The following is a 15,936-nucleotide window of genomic DNA, read 5'->3' on the forward strand; positions in this document are numbered from 1 at the left end:
TGTGTGCTTTTTATTGACCATTTTTATTTAAAGAGTTGGATGTGCGATATAGTTCAAGTCAGTAATCATCGATTAAATGCCTTACTGAGTGAGATTGATATATTAGCGCACGATGATATAAAAAGATAAGTCGGTTAGTTTACTTTTTTGTTAAAATAATAGCAATTTTATACAATTTAAAAGTTTAAAATCAGTGTTTAATGGTTAATATACTAAGCTAAAGGAGTTGATGTGATGTCAACAAAATGTGTTTTGATTATAGACCCTGAATTACCTTTAGGGATTATTGCTAATACGGGAGCTATTCTTGGTGCCGCTTTAGGTAAGCTGCATCCTGAAATTAATGGGGATGATATAGTGAGTCAAGAAGGCATCCTTTTTCCAGGCATTGTAAATATTCCCATCCCAGTCTTAAAAAGTAATGCCGAAAAAATTGCAGGAATTCATTCAGAGGCATCGAATACTGACAATATTTCTGTTATTGCTTTTACAGATTGTGCCCAAACGGCCCAAAATTATGTTGAATACACTGAAAGCATTCAGAAAGTGCAAACACAAGATATTCAATTTTTAGGTATTTGTTTATATGGTGACAAAAAGAAGGTTAATCATTTTGCTGGTGATTTACCACTTTTACGTTAAGTTGTGTTTGGTAATGTTTGGGTGTAATACCTGTATATTGTTTAAATAATTTATTGAAATGACTTTCATCGTAAAAACCATTTTGAGTAGCTATAGCCGCCATTGATTGTGAATTAGCGTTTAGCAGTTGTTTTTGTGCATGATTAATTCGACAATTCACCAAATATTTATTTGGCGAAATATGATAGTACTTTTTGAAGAGACGAGTAAAATGAAATTGTGTCATACCAACTGTATGGGCAAGATATGGCATGCTTAGTGGTGAGGCATAGTTAGTTTTGATATAACTTTTGGCTTCTGTTAAGCGTGGGTCGACTTGATGCGGTATTGTATGATCTACGACATTATTTAATGTATGATGCTGTAAAAAAGTTGTTAATTGATTCAATTCGGCATGTTGTGTTGCTTGTGAGCCTGAGGCTAAGCGATGCAATATGTTTTTAATTGCTGGCTTTGCATTGTTGTGAGTTTAATTGCCATTGGATGTGTCGCAGACTGCATTAATTTTGGCTCAAGAAAAAGCATTTGGTATTGCCAATGTAACGGGTCAATTGGTTGACACCAATGGACATATTGTGCAGGGATAACAACGAGTGTATTTGGACCAAGTTGCCGGATACTATCAACATGGGCTAGACAATGCCCCTTTTCAATAAAACCAATTGAAATTGTATCGTGAAATTGAAATCGTGGTGTTTGCAAGGTAAACTGACAAAATTTATGAATCATATCGTGTCTATTATGCACTTTGGTATATGTGATGCTCATACATGCTCCCTGTCTTATCCATATCATGCCAATATCGCTTCTTAATCAGCGTAAGGAATTTCAGTATAGTTCACAAATAGGGATAAGGTCAACTGCAATTTTAGCGGGAAAGGTGTATCATCTCGGTGTTGTAAGCGCATACATATAGTGGTAGGCTAAAAGCGTAGAGAGAATATGTCTAACAGGGACATATTATATTGAAAGGATGGCATGACATGTTGAATTTCTTAAAGCCTTTACCGTCAGCACCTAAAATTGAAGGACATAAGGTAGAGTCTGAGTACAAAAGACGTCAACTAGGTGTTTTAGTGGCGACGTGTTTTAGTTATATTGGATATTATATTATTCGTCTGATATTTACAACGGAACAGGTCCCTCTAATGAAGGCATATGGTTTTACTTTAGGTCAGGTAGGATTTATACTATCGACGTTTGGTATCGGCTATGGTGTGGCTAAGTTATTTATGGGCGCTTTAGTGGATAAATCTAATACTGAACGGTTCTTGGCTTTTGGTTTATACTTATCTTGTTTCTTTAACTTACTGATAGGTTTTACACAGAATTATTATGTTATTTTATTTCTAATGTTATTTATAGCAGTAACACAAGCTATGGGGGCACCGGCGTGTCAGCGACAAATTAGTTTGTGGTTTTCCAAAAAGCATCGAGGTACTGCCTTTTCAATTTGGGCTTCAGCTCATAATGCAGGGGCGTTCTTCTGTGTGGCATCAGTGCAATTAGCAACGTTCTTATTTTCGGGTTCGTTGACAGCAGTATTCGTCACAGCTTCAGTTTTTTCAGCTATTATTGCAACAGCTATGTTACTGATTAATACGGATCGCCCTGAATCAGCTGGATTACCGAATATTGCAGAGTACTCTGGTTATGAAGAGGTTGATGAAGACGGACAGCCAACGGCTACATCACTGACTGATAAATCTTTTGGTACAATTTTTGTCCAAGATATTTTAACCAATAAAGTTGTGTGGGCAGTGACACTGACATCAATGATGATATACATTGTTCGTTATGGCATTATGAGTTGGATTCCTAGTTATTTACCTACTAAAGGATTTAGTGTTGAATGGGCAAAGTGGTTTATTGGTATCTTTGAGTTATCAGCAGTTCCTGGTGTTATTTTGATGGGGGCATTATCCGACTTGATTAAAGGTCGCCGGTCATTAGTATGTTTAATTTGTAGTATTGGTATGGCTGGTTGTTTGGTTGCTTACTTTACAAGTAGTAATCATTTGGTCATAACTATTATGTTGTTTGTTTTGGGTAGCTTGATTTATGCACCGCTTGCACTTGTTGGTTTAATGGTTAATGAAGCTGTGCCAAATTACGCGGTTGGGTTGTCGACTGGTTTTATGGGCTTCTTCCAATATGTTTTCGGAGAAACTATGGCTACGGCATTAATTGGTAATTTAGTTGATAAATTCGGTTGGAGTGCTGAATCTATCGTAATTTATATTGCATCATTTATTGCTATTCTTTTATTAATCTATCTTGTGTTTAAGGAACGCCGCATTCTAAAAATGGAGTCCATTTTAAACAAGCAAGCCTCATGATGTGTGGCAATCAATGGTTAATAGTATTATGCGGTATATTTTGGTATACTAGATGCAATAATTGAATATTTATTTACTAGGGGAGCTATTATAGCTGAGACACAATCGTGGACCCTTCGAACCTGATCTAGGTGATACTAGCGTAGGAAAGTAACTCATAATACGTATGCTATACGCTGTTTAGTCACTTTTGTGTGCTAAATGGCGTTTTTTATTTTAAGGAGGCGATGTCATAAAGATGAGAAAGCGTCTGCTTTCAGCTTAAGGTAAGGGAGCACTTAACTTGAGTCATCTCAAATATTTTGCGAGGGAACCCGATTTTTATCATGCGGGGTGAGAGGTGATACGTTTATCACGACCGACACGATCTAAAAGGATCGTTAGCAAATTCAGGAGAGCAGGAGAGCAGGAGAGAAAGGACGTTCAAAGAACGTAAAATTATCATGCACAAAAATATAAATACATCGGCCCAACGCATTAAAAAGATGGTTGTGGCCGCATTACTTTCAGGGTTGAGTTATGCACTATCGACAATGATTATTTTTCCAAACATGGCACCATTTCAACATTTTGTTGATGTTATTGCAGCAATATTATTAGGGCCATGGTACGCAACGTTGTCTGGCTTAATAACGGGAGTGGCACGTATGAGTTTTGAAGCTCGTCCGGCAACCAGTGTCGTCAGTATTTTAGTAGCACCGGCCTTAGCGGCATGGCTATATCGCTTAACAGGTAAAATATGGGGTGCTGTCCTTGGCGAAATAGTGGGCGTTGGTGTGATTGGCGCACTGTTATCTTACCCTGTTATGAAGTATATTTATGGTCTGGATTTAAAGCATTTTTATTACTATATGCCGTTCTTTATTCCTTCTGTTGTTGTTGGTTCAATATTAGGTGGGCTCATGATGTATACTTTCAAAAAGTCTGGTCAACTGAAGAGATGGCAAAAATTATTAAACCATCAATAGTAGCACTATCTTAATTATTTTTTACGGATAGGTAAGTGAAGATGTAAGTGAAATAGTGCCGGTTGAAAATAGATATTATGTGTTAGTCATTAATTTAAATAACGATCATTATGATCGTTATTTTTTGTGACCATTTTTCTCGAATGATCCTAATTATGCAATAAGTTAAGCAATAGCCCAAAAGCCCGTTCTTTCAAGGCTTATCACGTGTATTGTGATTGTAAAAGGTGTATTCTGTGTGTAGATTATGTAGTTTACTGAGAGAAACAAAGGAGTTTGCATGGACAAAATTTTTAATGTTGATGGTTACGAGTTTGCAATGGTACATAAGGTATTTGGACAAGATATTTTTACGGCTACAGTTACTGATACGGAAGCGGTAGTGAACTGGATTGGTTGTAAAAAGTTTAATATGGATGACCATGTGGATTATGTTAGTAAATATGAAATGAGAGATCATATTAAACGCACCATTAATCGCGAGGTTTCAACATGGTTTATTAAACAAAAGAACCCCAATAAGTTACCGCCTTTTGATGGCATTATTATTAATAGAGCAGGTAAAGCCAATCGACTTTAATTTTGTAATAAAAATGTGGAGGAGGGAAGTAATGCATCATAAAACTGATCTTAGTCGCTTGGTAGGGAAGCAATTTAAAGTAACTGATGCCAGTGGTTATCGATTTATAGCAGTGATTGAAGATATTGAGAAAGCCAAATCATTAATATCGTTGCCTGGTTTTGAAGATAATGCAGCAATGGCGCTAGATAATATCATTATGACAGTAAAATCTAATGCCAGAATTGAGAATCATCTACATGTTGGAACCTATGATACATTACCGGGTATTAGATTTATTATTTAAGTAGTAAAAGACGTCACTTCTTTAGGAGTGACGTCTTTTAGTTTTTATAGCTAACCAGCCTAAGAGAATAAGAATGACTACGCATGCAACAATATATTTTTGATATAAGAAAGCCAAGTATGTTTTCCTGTAATGACACTAATAGTACCAACTTGACCATAATAGATTGTTTGATAATCTTTGGCATTAAGATCTAAATTAGCGCTTACTTGGTAAAAGTTACCTTGCTTTGTTGCGACTGGATGAGCCGTAATATTGGCTATTTTACCAGTGATTGTTAAAGGCTTACTATTTTTTGTGTTAAATGATAACGAATTGTTTGTCCCTCTGATATTGCTGAAATATCATTTGTTGAAATATAAAAATTAACGATAAGATCAGGGTGTTGTCTAATATTAGGGTATATTTGCGCAATATTGGTACCTTGAGGAATATTATCTAACTTAGTTTTATCAACTAATAACTTAACGGTACCAGATTCACTTGCGACAATTGCATTTTTATTGTTTATTTGTGTTGCATTGTACTGAATTCTCAGCTGTTTAATTTCTTGATTAATAGCTTTGAGTTCTTTTGTAATTGATGCTAATTGTTGAGATTTGAGTTCGGTTATTTTGTCTTTTAGTATATCTGATTTCTGGTGTTCAGAAGTGATGCCAGCATACTGTGTACGGTAATTAGTGATAGTATCATTTAACTGTTCAATTTGCTGCTTAATATTAGATACTGTTTCTTTTTTACTTTATCCATTTGGACTGCGGATAAGCCCTGTATCTGATTTTGATAATTAGAAAAAATAGTGTAGTAATCGTTTTTAGATGATAATGTTGTATTATTTATGATGGCGTTGAGTAAAGCTTGATATTGATTTAAAGCAATATTCTTCTTTGCTAAGGCGTCTGATACAATGCCTTTTTGCTGGGTAGCGTTATTTTGATTTTCCACTTGTTGCTGAAAATCAGCTGTTACACTGCGGCACTGGGCGAGATAACTTTGGTAGGCAGATGAACAGCCATAATGATCGTCACTTAGAAATAAATTTTTATTTTGATTGATACTATCTTGATAGCATGTTAATGCTTGCGCGTGTTCTTGTAAATCTTGGAGAGATGATGATTGTAATTTTAAATTGGTGTCAGTTTCGATATTTTGATATTGTACGAGTAACTCACCAGCACGTACATCTTTCTTGGTGAGTAATTCGTTTTTAATAATAGGATTATTGCTTGTTGATTGTATAGTTTTTAATATTTTATGTGGTGCTATTTCACCAGTGCTTTTAACCACGATTTCTTTGTGAGTGAAACAAGCTATTAAAATTAAAATCGTGAGTAACATGAGTGTTGGAAAAATAATGAGTGTTGTGAAATTTTGATATCGTTTGTTATAAAATTCCGAACTTTCTAAGAGCTTTTGGTTGAACATAGATAAACCTTTCGCTGTTAACCCTTCACAAGATGATAATATTGCGCTTTATTATGCATGAGGTGCGTGTGATTACCATCTTCAGTAATCATGCCGTTTTCAAGAAAAATCACACGGTGTGCTTTTTCGGCAATAGTCAGTCGGTGTGCAATAAAAATAATTGTTTTGTCTTTAAGTGATAGCAAATTATCGATAATCTTTTTTCAGTCGCAACATCTAGATTACTAGTTGATTCATCTAAAATAAGAATCGGCGCATCACTTAATAGTGCTCGAGCTAAGGCAATACGTTGTTTTTGGCCACCAGACATACCACCATCCTCTGATATTTCAGTTTGATAATTTTGAGGCATATTTTCGATATCAGTTTTTATATCAGCAAGCTCAACTGCATGTAAAATAGCTTCTTGTGTCGTGCCTTCAGGCGCACCTAATATCAAATTATCTAGAATACTACCAGTAAATATATATGGATTTTGTGGTAAATAAATGACGTGCTGTCTCAAATTTTGACGTTTAATTTGCTGGATATTTTGGTCGCCAATTTTGATAGTGCCGGTTGTCGGCGATATGAAATTGACTAAGAGCTTAGCGAGTGTAGATTTACCAGATCCACTCGTACCAACTAAAGCAATTTTTTCACCAAATGGAATATTGACAGAGAACTGTGTCAATATATTGCTTTGATAGCCATACTGATAGCTAATATTATCAATTGAGATATTATGCGAATTATTTGATTGAATTTCTTGTGACTCGATGCTTTGAAATTCGGATTCGACCAAGTAAACTTCGTTCAATCGGCGATTTGCGACAGTCGCTGTTTGTAATTTGGCTTGTAGATTAATAATATTTTGAAAGGGTTCAGTGAAATAGCCTAATAATGCATTATATGTTACCAATTGACCAATACTAATTTGGTTATCAATGACTAGCTTGGCACCAAACCATAAAATAAGCACATTAATAATGAGCTGAGTTGCTTGTTTAATACCACTTTGAATAGCTTCGCTTTTTTGATGTGCAAATGACTTTTTTAAATAATCAACAAATTCACGGTCAATTTTTTGATAACTTACTTGCTCACTTGTTAGAGACTTAATGGTTTCAATACCGTTAATATCTTCAATGATTGACGAACTTAGGGTTGCATTACTGGCCATTTGCTCTTGATTTAATTTTTCAAAGGGTTTCATGAAACAATAAACAATTAAGAAATAAATTGGAAACGAAATTAAGGAAAGCAAAAACAACTGTATATTTTGAATAGCTAGAATGCTACCAACAATAATTGTGATGCCCAAATCTAAAAATAAGGAAAGGATAGTATTAGCCATAGCATCAATAATGGCATTGGCATCATTGAAACGGGTGACAATTTCGCCAGTTCGACGAGTTGCAAAGAAGTTAACAGGCAGTTCAAATAGATGACGAACATAGGATAAGATAACTTCGATAGAGAGCCGCTGCCCCATAACGGTTAATAAGTAAGATCGGGCGAAGGCTAATAATTGTTGTAATATGTACGTTGCAATCAGGCCAAAGGAAATAATGGTTAATGTATTGAACATGCCATCAGGGATATAAGTATCGATAACTAGTTGCATGTAATAAGAACCAGCAATGCTAATAAGCGTCACTAAGAAAGAAGCTGCAATAATATTAATAATGAGCCCTTTTTGATGACGGATAATCGGCAAAAAAGATTGGATGCTACTTTTATTTTCTTTGACAGGTTTGTAAGCTGGTGAAGGCGACATGAATAATGAGACGCCTGTCCATTCTTCCGAAAATTCTTGTAGAGTCATCGATGTTTTACCGACCGATGGGTCGGGATCTGCCAGTAAAATTTTATCTTTGGTAACACCGTAAACGACATAATAATGTAAATATTGGGCTTTCTTCTCAACGTGGGCAATAAATGGTAAAGGCAAATCATTCATATCAAATAAAGTGATATCAGCTTGAATCGGACGGACCGACATATTAAATGATTCAGCCGCTTTGACTAAACCCAACGCAGTTGTTCCTGATAATGATGTTTGACAACGTTCTCGTATATTAGCCAATGAAACATCAGAACCATAGTGTTTTAAAATCATGGCTAAAGCCGCTACACCGCAATCTTTTTCTTCTAGCTGTGATATGTAGTGGAATCTTTTCATACAATACTCTCCTGTAAAATAATGCCAATTTCCATTTTATAATGAAGATTTTATTTTTTACAAGTTAAACATGAATGGTCGTTATTATGAGGTGAATGGTTGATTTTAACCATTCAGTGCTATAAAATGACCGTTCAATGCATGAGTATATGAAATAATAATCAGTTAATGTATATTGAATTTATTCGTTGCGCAGCGATGAGAAATGGTATATAGAAAGAGAATTATAATTATGAACAAGGATAATGGGGATACTTTAAGATATGGTCAGGTTATGAGTAATGAGGCTTTATCCAATGTAAATGGTGGTATTTTTCCTATAGTTATTTGTAGCTTACTGTTAATCCTAGGGGACGCAGGTGTGATTCAGGCTATTAATGTACTTGATCAAAACTATATTATGATATTAATTGCTTATTTGGTCTTCATAGGTAGGGATAATAAGAATAGGTTGTGATGAGTATGAACGTATATAAAATCTTCATGGAACATTTATATTGCATTTATTTAATACACAATGATTAAAAATAAAATACCAGAGGGAAAGCCAAAAATGATAATTACTTTTGATAAAGTAATCAATTTCAGTTTAATATTAAATTCAATTTTCTTTACATTTTATATCATTGCAACTTTAGTGGGATGGGTTAGTGATGGGAATATCCCTTTAACATCATTATTTTTGGTATGTTCATTATCAATTTTGTCTGTTTCAGATGACTTTCATAGTAAGTAATAAAAATATTTAGAAAAATTAATTATGAGAGGATAACATTCATGAAAAAATTATCACGAATATTATTATTTTTATCAAGTGGTTTAGTAGCTGTTTTATGTGTATTAATAGTATTAATGAGTCTAAGTGATCAACACAAGTTTAGTACATTTACGTATTCCGATATGAATGCAGTATTTTACATTTGTTTCTTTATGGAGACGTTGCTAGTATCGTATGCTTCTGTATTATGCGACAAGCAACCAAATAAATTAACTATGAATGTTAATAAAAATCCAACATTAAATAACTTAATTTTTATGGGTGTTATAGGTGGAGTCTTTCTTATATCCAGAAAGTTAAGCATGCTTAACATACATCGTAATTGAGAGTAAAAAACAGTGCATATTATTTATAATATGCACTGTTTTTATTTTATGGAAACGTTTATTAAGTATTCGATATTTCATAGCTAATAAGTTATCTATATTTCATGAACTAGCCAATATCATTCATATGTTAAAAACTAAAATGATGAGTCGCGATTTTGTTTAAATATTTCTCATCATTAAATTATCTGATATGATCCCCACTCAAATCATCTATAATAAAAATAAACATGTTACGTGATAAACTATCAGATGTGAATTTAACGTGGAGAAAAATATGACATTTACAAAAAAGTGGGTTATTTTAACTGTAGCATTCATACTCATCATCGTGACAAGTATGGTAGTTATCTTGAACACTGTAGGTGCTAAAAAAGTTCACAGGGAAAATGCGACCATAGTATTTCTACATGGATATGGTAGTAGCGCACGAGCTAGCAATAAACTTGCAGATGCGACACAAAGCCGGCTGAGTATTCGTAATCGAAAAGTGATACGAATTAATCGAGATGGAAAATTTAAAATTAATCATCAGCAAATCTCTAGAGCAGGCAATATCTTTCAGCTTGAATTTACAGATAAGCAAACATCGGAAAAGGATGAAACAAAATATCTTGCTCATTTTATGAAAACATTAAAAATGCAGGGTATTAAAACGATATCATTATCTGGTCATTCTATGGGGGCCAACGTCGGCTTGAGATACAATATGGACAAAACATATCAAACGACAGCTTATCCTAAAGTAGATAAGTTAGTAACAATTGCAGCACCGTTTAATATGGGAATTAATTATCCAAATATGAAAAAGAATTCCAACATAATCGGATTAATAAAAAGACACAATTACCATTGTATCAAGATGATAATTTTAAGTATTTTTACAAAAATCGCCACAACTTAAACCCGCAATTAGCCATCATGAACATCTTTGGTGATATAGGTGATCAAAGTGATGGTGTCGTGACTAACTTTAGTTCACAAGCTTTACGTTTTTTGTATCAAAAAACAACGTTATGTTGAAATGAGTGTTACAGGAGAGCACGTTCAGCATAGTCAAATTCGGGATAATCAGACGGTAACGCGGCAAGTTGCTGAATTTTTAAATCAGTAATCACTTTATTTCAAATCTGCTGTATTGATGAAGCAGATAAACGCTAAAAAATGAATGTTAGGGTAACTCTTGGTAAGCTAATTTTTTAATAATATCAGTGTGCTGTGGATAAAGCGCCATTAATTGTGCTTGTGTAAACAATTCAAAATCATTAAATGTAAATCCAGGTGTAACCACACAGCTAACCAAAGCAAAATCATTGTTAACGGTAGAGCCAAATATTGTACCTGCTGGAACAGTCCATGATAATTGCTGACCATTTTTGACATCTGGACCAATTATGATCGCTTCATATGTACCGTTTGGATATAAACAATGTACGGTTAAGGGTGCACCATCATGATAAAACCACATTTCATCTGACGTTAATCGGTGAAAATGTGAAGGGTTATTGCTAGTTAATAAAAATAGGATGGATGTATGCAACGGCCGTGAACCAGTTGAAGTTGATATGTCCTTGTTACTTTTACCGTTTTCACGATAAAAGCCACCTTCAGGGTGAGCTACTAGATGTAATTGTTCAATCCACTCATTAACGTTTTTCATTTTAGAACCTCGATCTTTTATTTTTATCTTAAACAACGGATGTGCCAGAATCAAATTATAACTTAAATAGAACTCAAAATAAGCATTTGTCTTACAGTAACAAATTGTATGACTAGTGCTTTTTATATTGCATAAAATAAATCATTCTGGGATTTAACATTCCCAATAATAACGAAAAATATTAAAGCGTGTCTCCAAAAAGGATAGAAAGTAAAAATTATTGCCCAAAGGATTTTCATTCGTATTGTGCAGTGTGCATAGAATTTATAAAAAGATTGTTTATCAAGATTATAATGTGTATTATTATTTTTAATCTATATTTAATCAATTAATTATTTTATTGTTATTTAAATCGTTTATCACCTTTTATATTAACAAATTAAATAATATGTACAATATACCAGGAGGCATTCTATGAATAATCTGTTCCAACCACAACTTATTTGGCAATATCTACCAGATATCTTATCTGCTTTGCCGGTGACACTACTACTGACGATTGTATCAACCCTTATTGGTGTGATTGTTGGTGCTGGAATTGCTTTTGTTCGAATGGAAGATACACCATTTTTTAAACAAGTTGCTATTGTATTTACGTCTTTCATTCGTGGGACACCTATTTTGATTCAGATGTTTTTAGTCTATTATGGTTTACCATTTCTTTTAAACTATATCGGTGTTAATACGGACAATGTTAACCCACTTATTTATTTATTCATCACTTATGGACTGAATATGGCAGCGTTTCTATCAGAAATTATTCGAGCGGCTTTGGAAAGCGTACCGGCAACACAACGCGAAGCAGCCTTAACATCTGGTTATACCAAACGACAAATGTATATGAAAATTATTTTCCCTCAAGCAATGGTGATTGCAATTCCTAGCTTTGCAACGATGGTCATTTCGTTGCTACAAGATACATCGTTGGCATTTACCATTGGCGTCTTAGACGTTGTTGGCAAAGCAAAAGCATTGGGAACAGCGACATTCCATACCGTAGAAGCTTATATCAGCGCCATGATTATCTTTATCATTTTGAGTTTTATTTTGGAAAGGGTATTTCATTGGTTAGAGAAACGCAGCAACTACTCATCTCGTCAAATGCCAATTGCTGCTACTAACCCCGTAATGCCAGTAATTGAGCATCCTAAAACAAGTTAATTAAAAAATAATCAATGCATGTGGTCAAAGGAGAATGATATGCAAAATAAAACAGGAAATCACAAAGGTCTATGGATTGGTTTGGCAATAGTGGCTGTAATGATTATTGGCGTTATGGTGTTACATCATACAAGTAAAAATAGTCAGGCAGCTTCTGGTGTACAGACAATCAATGTTGGTTCTGGTAATGATGGACAGCCCTTTGCTTACTTGGACAAAAACGGGCAACCAGCGGGTATGGATATTGCAGTTATTCAAGCCATCGATAAAAAATTACCTCAGTATAAATTTAAATTAACGTTGTCTGATTTTCCAACGATGATTACGAATCTAAAGAGTGGGAAAACATCGTTGGCCTTCTATCAAATTGAAAAGAATCCAGAGCGTCAACAAGATTTCAAATTTGGAAGTGTTGGTTATACCATTTGGGATACGTTATTAGCAACTAAAAAGTCCACTGGTGTCTTAAATACTTTTGCAGATGCGAAAGGCAAAAAATTATATGTGACCAATTCAACTAATCAAGCGACTTTAACAGATGCTTATTTGAAGAAAAATCCAAATGCTTTTGGCGTAACACGTGGTACTTATACCGTAGAACAAATTGCACAAGGTCTTAACTCTGATCAGTTTAATGTTTATCCCGCGCCAAAATATTCCATTGACTTATTAAATCGTCAATTTAAAACAAATTTGGTTTATGGTAAGGCCGTTAATCATTCCAGTGCTTATCCTATGTTTAATAAAAAAGCTGACCCTAAGTTGATGAAAGCCGTTAATCAAGCCATGGCGGAATTAAAAAAGATGGCACGCTCAAACAGTTAAGTCAAAAATGGCTCAAGGGTGATTACGTTCCCAAAGATTAATGGAGGTTTCAGATGAATTTCGATATTGGATTTATATTTCAAGTTGTTAGCCAGATTGTGCGCTATGTACCAGTTACGATTTACATGGCTTTTGTTAGTTTGATTATTGGTGGCGCGTTGGGATTGGCCGTAGCGCTTGTTCGATATTACAAGGTACCAATATTATCGCAATTATTTTCTACGCTGATTACGATGCTAAAAGGCGTACCCTTGATTTTGGTATTTTTAGTAGTTTTCTTAATTGCTTCGCAAAACTTCAATCATTTGGCAAAGGCGATGGGGTGGCAAATACGTTACGGTGATCTACCGATGAGTGCTTTAGCCATTATTGGTCTATCACTCATGGCGATGGTGGGATTGAGTGAAGCCTTTAGAGGAGCGTTTGAGTCAGTCAAACAAGTTCAATTTGACGCGGCACGCTCTCTAGGCATGACCAAAATGCAAACAATTCGTCGTGTTTTAATACCACAAACGTTACCAGTTGCTTTGCCCATGATTATTAATATGTTAATTAATTTAATTAAAGGTACAGCAATTGCCTCATTGGTATCAGTCGTTGAAATTTTCTCTGCAGCCACACAAGCAGCCAGTTCAAATTATAAATATTTTGAGGCGTATATTGCCGCCGCTATGATTTATTGGTTGATGACCATTGTAATCGAACGTGGTGCTGTTTTATTAGAAAGTCGTATGGATAAAAGTCTCAGGAGGTCGTAGTCATGATTGAAGTAAAAGATGTTCATAAAAGTTTTAATGACAATGAGGTGATTAAAGGCGTTAGTCTTTCATTAAATGAAGGTGAAGTTGTGACCATTTTAGGCCCTTCGGGATCTGGGAAAACGACCTTCCTCCGTTGTTTAAATTTTTTGGAAATAGCAGATTCTGGTTCTATCACCATCAACGATCAAAAAGTGACCTTTGGTGAGGCTAGTGTTGATGAAGTTTTACAGCTGAGACGTAAGATGGGGATGGTTTTTCAAAATTATGCCTTATTCCTAAATAAAACAGCTAAGCAAAATATCATGGAACCAATGATTTTGGTTCATGGTTATAGTCAGCAGCAAGCAGAAGAACGTGCTGAAACATTACTACAGGCGATTGGGTTACCAGAACATGGTAATTATTATCCTTCCCAGCTTTCAGGAGGGCAAAAACAACGTATTGGGATTGCACGGGCTTTAGCAGTTCATCCAACGGTACTATTATTCGACGAACCGACAGCTGCACTAGACCCAGAACTTGTTGGTGAAGTACTTAAAGTGATGAAGGCGGTTAAAGCAGCTGGCGTTGCAATGATTGTTGTGACGCATGAAATGCAATTTGCGTATGAAGTCAGTGATCGTGTTATTTTTATGGCTGATGGTGTCATTGTTGAAGAAGGTAGTCCACAGCAGATTTTTGAACATCCAAAAGAAAGTCGCACACAAGCATTCTTGGATCGATTCACTGTGCATTAAAGTATGATGACCATGTATAAAAGGAGATTTATGATATGTCAGTATCCAACTATCAATTTGCAACACGCGTTTCGAATTTAATGCCTAATCCATTGAGAGAACAAGCCAAACATATTCAAAGCGCTGACGATTATATTAAATTAACTTACGGATATCCGAGCGAACAGGCTTTTCCGATTGAGAAGTTAGCAACATTATCAGATAAAATCTATCGTGAACATGCGGTTGATTTTATGCAATATGGTGAAAGTGAGGGCATCCCTCGTTTACGAGAACAAATAAAAGAACGATTATCTCAATATCAAAATTTAGATGTTGAAAATAATGATGTTTTAATTACTTCAGGCTCAACGCAAGGAATGGATTTAGTATTTAAAATTTTTGTCAATGAGGGTGATACTGTTTTGACAGAAGAACAAACATTTGTAGGAGCAGTGAACGCCATTAAATCTTATGGTGGCAATGCCCAAGGATTACCATTTGATATGATAAATGGGTGTATTGATACAAAGGTTTTAGCGCAAACACTAGCTGCTGATACGGCACACAAAATTAAATTACTCTATTTAATTCCGACATTCCAAAATCCTGTTGGGACATCGATGTCACTAGAAAAACGACAAGAGGTCTACGCTATTTGTCAGCAATATCAGGTCATGATTTATGAAGATGATCCCTATGGGGACTTAATTTATAACAATATTGAAACCATTCCGAAGATTAAGGCATTGGATACAAGTGGTCTTGTGATATATGCAGGCTCATTTTCAAAAATATTGGCACCTGGCTCAAGATTGGGCTATCTATTAGCACCAAAAGCTGTCTTTGATCGATTAGTATTGGTGAAACAAGTAGCTGATTCATTTGCTAATTTATATTGGCAATATCTTGCGAGTCAATTAATCGATGATTACGACTTTAATGAGCATATTGACTATTTACGCCAAATTTATAAAGTAAAGGCTGAAACCATGGTGCGTGCATTACGCCAATATGTGTCACAATATATGACATTTGTTGAGCCGGATGGTGGTTATTTTATTTCAGTTAAGCTCAATCATGATATTGATCCAATTCTTTTCTACGATGCGCTAGACAGATATCATGTTGGCGTTATCCCTGGTAATATTATGAGTGCAGCAGGGCAAGGTTATGAGCGTTATTTTAGACTTAACTTTACATTGCCTACAGAAGAAGAAATTACAGTTGGTATTGAACGCCTTGCTCAGGCAGCCGCCACTGCTAGGATAAAACAACAAACTGCACTTTAAAAAAGGAAAATGG

17 protein-coding genes, 3 pseudogenes and 1 riboswitch are annotated in these 15,936 nt (G+C 35.0%); of the genes and pseudogenes, 13 read left to right on the forward strand and 7 right to left on the reverse strand.

Annotated elements, in window-relative coordinates:
• The first annotated feature begins 234 nt into the window (after positions 1–234).
• Complete coding sequence (locus LEUFL_RS0107055) at positions 235–642, forward strand: DUF2000 domain-containing protein (protein WP_010008451.1); 408 nt, start codon at positions 235–237, stop codon at positions 640–642.
• Here the strand turns inward: LEUFL_RS0107055 and LEUFL_RS10335 are convergent.
• Positions 605–1,075, reverse strand: a complete 471-nt coding sequence (locus LEUFL_RS10335; protein ID WP_010008452.1) for a helix-turn-helix transcriptional regulator — start codon at positions 1,073–1,075, stop codon at positions 605–607. The two genes, LEUFL_RS0107055 and LEUFL_RS10335, sit on opposite strands and share 38 nt — an antisense overlap.
• A complete protein-coding gene (locus tag LEUFL_RS10340) occupies positions 1,063–1,410 on the reverse strand; it encodes an AraC family ligand binding domain-containing protein (RefSeq protein ID WP_010008453.1) in 348 nt (115 codons plus the stop codon). Before LEUFL_RS10340 ends, LEUFL_RS10335 begins: the two co-directional genes overlap by 13 nt.
• 215 nt (positions 1,411–1,625) lie before the next feature.
• Between LEUFL_RS10340 and LEUFL_RS0107065 the strand changes: the two genes are divergently transcribed.
• The 4 genes from LEUFL_RS0107065 (at position 1,626) to LEUFL_RS0107080 (ending at position 4,815) form a co-directional block, all read left to right on the forward strand.
• The gene (locus LEUFL_RS0107065; protein WP_010008455.1) at positions 1,626–2,981 is read left to right on the forward strand and encodes an MFS transporter; all 1,356 of its coding nucleotides are present in this window, start codon (positions 1,626–1,628) and stop codon (positions 2,979–2,981) included.
• A 68-nt stretch (positions 2,982–3,049) separates the two neighbouring features.
• A riboswitch (TPP riboswitch) is annotated at positions 3,050–3,147 on the forward strand.
• A gap of 277 nt (positions 3,148–3,424) precedes the next feature.
• The gene (gene thiW / locus LEUFL_RS0107070) at positions 3,425–3,949 is read left to right on the forward strand and encodes an energy coupling factor transporter S component ThiW (RefSeq protein WP_010008456.1); all 525 of its coding nucleotides are present in this window, start codon (positions 3,425–3,427) and stop codon (positions 3,947–3,949) included.
• 280 nt (positions 3,950–4,229) lie between these two features.
• Positions 4,230–4,529: a hypothetical protein gene (locus tag LEUFL_RS0107075; protein ID WP_010008458.1), complete on the forward strand. Its 300-nt coding sequence runs from the start codon at positions 4,230–4,232 to the stop codon at positions 4,527–4,529.
• A gap of 31 nt (positions 4,530–4,560) precedes the next feature.
• Complete coding sequence (locus LEUFL_RS0107080; RefSeq protein ID WP_010008459.1) at positions 4,561–4,815, forward strand: hypothetical protein; 255 nt, start codon at positions 4,561–4,563, stop codon at positions 4,813–4,815.
• A gap of 77 nt (positions 4,816–4,892) precedes the next feature.
• Here LEUFL_RS0107080 and LEUFL_RS13630 read toward each other — a convergent pair whose 3' ends face one another.
• From LEUFL_RS13630 to LEUFL_RS11995, 4 genes and pseudogenes are all read right to left on the reverse strand, one after another.
• Entirely contained in the window at positions 4,893–5,147 is a 255-nt protein-coding gene (locus LEUFL_RS13630) for a hypothetical protein (protein ID WP_506736942.1), read from the reverse strand.
• Positions 5,093–5,395, reverse strand: coding sequence for a hypothetical protein (locus tag LEUFL_RS13635; RefSeq protein ID WP_506736943.1), 303 nt, complete (start codon positions 5,393–5,395; stop codon positions 5,093–5,095). The genes LEUFL_RS13630 and LEUFL_RS13635 overlap by 55 nt, the downstream gene beginning before the upstream one ends.
• Positions 5,387–6,240, reverse strand: a pseudogene (locus LEUFL_RS13250) (bacteriocin secretion accessory protein); the annotation flags it as partial. The gene LEUFL_RS13635 and the pseudogene LEUFL_RS13250, both read right to left, overlap by 9 nt.
• A gap of 17 nt (positions 6,241–6,257) precedes the next feature.
• Positions 6,258–8,404: pseudogene (locus tag LEUFL_RS11995) on the reverse strand (peptide cleavage/export ABC transporter).
• Positions 8,405–8,636: 232 nt separating this feature from the next.
• On the opposite strand from LEUFL_RS11995, the gene LEUFL_RS0107095 reads away from it, so the two are divergent.
• From LEUFL_RS0107095 to LEUFL_RS13575, 3 genes and pseudogenes are all read left to right on the forward strand, one after another.
• Positions 8,637–8,861, forward strand: a complete 225-nt coding sequence (locus LEUFL_RS0107095) for a hypothetical protein (RefSeq protein WP_010008463.1) — start codon at positions 8,637–8,639, stop codon at positions 8,859–8,861.
• Between the two features lie 924 nt (positions 8,862–9,785).
• Complete coding sequence (locus tag LEUFL_RS12000; protein ID WP_010008465.1) at positions 9,786–10,412, forward strand: alpha/beta hydrolase; 627 nt, start codon at positions 9,786–9,788, stop codon at positions 10,410–10,412.
• Positions 10,361–10,622 (forward strand): annotated as a pseudogene (locus LEUFL_RS13575) (alpha/beta hydrolase). Before LEUFL_RS12000 ends, LEUFL_RS13575 begins: the two are co-directional and overlap by 52 nt.
• Positions 10,623–10,679: 57 nt before the next feature.
• Here the strand turns inward: LEUFL_RS13575 and LEUFL_RS0107110 are convergent.
• Complete coding sequence (locus tag LEUFL_RS0107110; protein WP_010008468.1) at positions 10,680–11,168, reverse strand: cupin domain-containing protein; 489 nt, start codon at positions 11,166–11,168, stop codon at positions 10,680–10,682.
• 414 nt (positions 11,169–11,582) lie between these two features.
• Here LEUFL_RS0107110 and LEUFL_RS0107115 point away from each other — a divergent pair, with 414 nt between their 5' ends.
• Genes LEUFL_RS0107115 through LEUFL_RS0107135 form a run of 5 tightly spaced genes read left to right on the forward strand, consistent with a single transcriptional unit; the run spans position 11,583 to position 15,923 of the window.
• Entirely contained in the window at positions 11,583–12,329 is a 747-nt protein-coding gene (locus LEUFL_RS0107115) for an amino acid ABC transporter permease (RefSeq protein WP_010008469.1), read from the forward strand.
• Between the two features lie 39 nt (positions 12,330–12,368).
• A complete protein-coding gene (locus tag LEUFL_RS12005) occupies positions 12,369–13,154 on the forward strand; it encodes a transporter substrate-binding domain-containing protein (protein ID WP_010008470.1) in 786 nt (261 codons plus the stop codon).
• Between the two features lie 53 nt (positions 13,155–13,207).
• Positions 13,208–13,912, forward strand: coding sequence for an amino acid ABC transporter permease (locus tag LEUFL_RS0107125; protein WP_010008471.1), 705 nt, complete (start codon positions 13,208–13,210; stop codon positions 13,910–13,912).
• 2 nt (positions 13,913–13,914) lie between these two features.
• A complete protein-coding gene (locus tag LEUFL_RS0107130) occupies positions 13,915–14,652 on the forward strand; it encodes an amino acid ABC transporter ATP-binding protein (protein ID WP_010008472.1) in 738 nt (245 codons plus the stop codon).
• 35 nt (positions 14,653–14,687) lie between these two features.
• The gene (locus LEUFL_RS0107135; RefSeq protein ID WP_010008473.1) at positions 14,688–15,923 is read left to right on the forward strand and encodes an aminotransferase-like domain-containing protein; all 1,236 of its coding nucleotides are present in this window, start codon (positions 14,688–14,690) and stop codon (positions 15,921–15,923) included.
• Positions 15,924–15,936: the final 13 nt, after the last annotated feature.

Source organism: Leuconostoc fallax KCTC 3537 (assembly GCF_000165675.1).
In the GTDB taxonomy this organism is placed as follows: Bacteria; Bacillota; Bacilli; order Lactobacillales; family Lactobacillaceae; genus Leuconostoc_B; species Leuconostoc_B fallax.

Excerpts from the sequence above, each read along its gene's own strand:
- LEUFL_RS0107080 (WP_010008459.1), top strand. The coding sequence starts at position 4,561 with ATGCATCATAAAACTGATCTTAGTCGCTTGGTAGGGAAGCAATTTAAA.
- LEUFL_RS12005 (WP_010008470.1), top strand. The coding sequence starts at position 12,369 with ATGCAAAATAAAACAGGAAATCACAAAGGTCTATGGATTGGTTTGGCA.
- LEUFL_RS12000 (WP_010008465.1), top strand. The coding sequence starts at position 9,786 with ATGACATTTACAAAAAAGTGGGTTATTTTAACTGTAGCATTCATACTC.
- LEUFL_RS10340 (WP_010008453.1), bottom strand. The coding sequence starts at position 1,410 with ATGAGCATCACATATACCAAAGTGCATAATAGACACGATATGATTCAT.
- LEUFL_RS0107095 (WP_010008463.1), top strand. The coding sequence starts at position 8,637 with ATGAACAAGGATAATGGGGATACTTTAAGATATGGTCAGGTTATGAGT.
- LEUFL_RS0107065 (WP_010008455.1), top strand. The coding sequence starts at position 1,626 with ATGTTGAATTTCTTAAAGCCTTTACCGTCAGCACCTAAAATTGAAGGA.
- LEUFL_RS0107125 (WP_010008471.1), top strand. The coding sequence starts at position 13,208 with ATGAATTTCGATATTGGATTTATATTTCAAGTTGTTAGCCAGATTGTG.
- LEUFL_RS0107135 (WP_010008473.1), top strand. The coding sequence starts at position 14,688 with ATGTCAGTATCCAACTATCAATTTGCAACACGCGTTTCGAATTTAATG.
- thiW (WP_010008456.1), top strand. The coding sequence starts at position 3,425 with ATGCACAAAAATATAAATACATCGGCCCAACGCATTAAAAAGATGGTT.
- LEUFL_RS0107115 (WP_010008469.1), top strand. The coding sequence starts at position 11,583 with ATGAATAATCTGTTCCAACCACAACTTATTTGGCAATATCTACCAGAT.
- LEUFL_RS0107075 (WP_010008458.1), top strand. The coding sequence starts at position 4,230 with ATGGACAAAATTTTTAATGTTGATGGTTACGAGTTTGCAATGGTACAT.
- LEUFL_RS0107130 (WP_010008472.1), top strand. The coding sequence starts at position 13,915 with ATGATTGAAGTAAAAGATGTTCATAAAAGTTTTAATGACAATGAGGTG.
- LEUFL_RS0107055 (WP_010008451.1), top strand. The coding sequence starts at position 235 with ATGTCAACAAAATGTGTTTTGATTATAGACCCTGAATTACCTTTAGGG.
- LEUFL_RS0107110 (WP_010008468.1), bottom strand. The coding sequence starts at position 11,168 with ATGAAAAACGTTAATGAGTGGATTGAACAATTACATCTAGTAGCTCAC.